Genomic DNA, 1,498 nt, shown 5'->3' on the forward strand with positions numbered 1-1,498 from the left:
CGCCCTCACCCTCGCCGTCCTGCTGCTGTACGGCTGGGTGCCCGCCGGCCTGGTCAGCCTCACCGTCGTCGTCCTGGTCGGCATCGCCCGCCGGCACCGCTGGCGGCAGGGCGTGCTGCACGGCGCGGTGGACATCCTCGGCATCGGCGCCGGCGCGCTGCTGCTCGGCGTCTTCGGCCGGGTCCCGAGCGTCGAGGAGCCCTGGCGCCCCGACACCTGGACCATCGCCACGGCCCCCCAGGTCGTCCTGGTCGCGGTCGCCTACCTCGCCGTCAGCCGCGGCCTGCTCTGGTACCTGCACGCCCCGCGCGGCGGCGGGGTGCCCACCGTCGCCCGCACCGCCCTGGTCCGGCAGGGGCTGGTCGCCGTCGCCCTGCTCGGCATCGCGCCCCTGCTGTGCGTCGTCGCCGACGCCCAGCCCGTCCTGCTCCCGCTGTTCGCGATCCCGCTGATCGCCCTGGACTCCACGCTGTGGATGGCCCGCGCCCGCGCCGAGGAGCAGCTGCGCGACCCGCTGACCGGCCTGCCCAACCGGCAGTGGCTGCTGGAGCGGATCTGGACCGCCCTCGACGACGCCGAGCGCATCGGGGCCCGCGCCGCCCTCATGCTGATCGACCTCGATCGTTTCCGTTCGGTGAACGACACCCTCGGTCACCTGGCCGGCGACCGGCTGCTGCTCCAGATAGCCGACCGGCTGCGGCTCGCCCTGCCGCGCGGCGCCGAGGCCGCCCGGCTCGGCGGTGACGAGTTCGCCGTCTTACTTCCCGTCGCCGACTCCACCACGTCGGCCACGCGCGTCGCCCGCGGCCTCGTCGCCGCCCTCAGCTCCCCGCTCGACCTCGACGGACTCACCCTCGTCCTGGAGGCCAGCGCCGGCGTCGCCGTCTTCCCCGATCACGCCCTCGACGCCGAGGGGCTGCTGCGCCGCGCCGACGTCGCGATGTACCAGGCCAAGCGGGACCGTACGGGCGTCGAGGTCTACGAGTCCAAGCGGGACTCCAACACCCCCGACCGCCTCGGCCTGCTGGGCGACCTGCGCCGGGCGCTGGACGCGCACGAGGTGCAGCTGCACTACCAGCCCAAGGTCCGCTTCGACGGACAGGTGGCCGGTCTGGAGGCGCTGGTCCGCTGGGTGCACCCCGAGCGCGGCAAGGTACCGCCGGACGAGTTCATAGCGATAGCCGAGTCCTCCGGGCTGATGCCCCACCTCACCGAGTACGTGCTGGAGACCGCGCTCGCCCAGGTGGCCCGGTGGCGCGCCCAGGGACTGCGCGTCCCCGTCGCCGTCAACGTCTCCCCGCGCGACGTCCACACCCCGGGATTCGCCGGATCGGTCGCCGCGCGCCTCGCCCGGCACGGAGTCCCCGCCGGAGCGCTCCAGCTGGAGATAACGGAACACGTGCTGCTGGAGGACCCGCAGCGGGCCGCCGACACCCTCGCCGGCCTCACCGGGCACGGCGTCAAGATGTCCCTGGACGACTTCGGCACCGGCTACTCC

Annotated in this window: 1 protein-coding gene; it reads left to right on the plus strand. The window is 74.5% G+C overall.

Translation table 11 applies throughout. From position 1 onward, the window contains the following. A partial coding sequence (locus CCN44_RS41730; protein WP_086704442.1) for a putative bifunctional diguanylate cyclase/phosphodiesterase occupies positions 1–1,498 on the plus strand: 1,498 nt, incomplete at both ends.

This window comes from Streptomyces tricolor (assembly GCF_002155905.1).
Lineage (GTDB): Bacteria > Actinomycetota > Actinomycetes > Streptomycetales > Streptomycetaceae > Streptomyces > Streptomyces tricolor.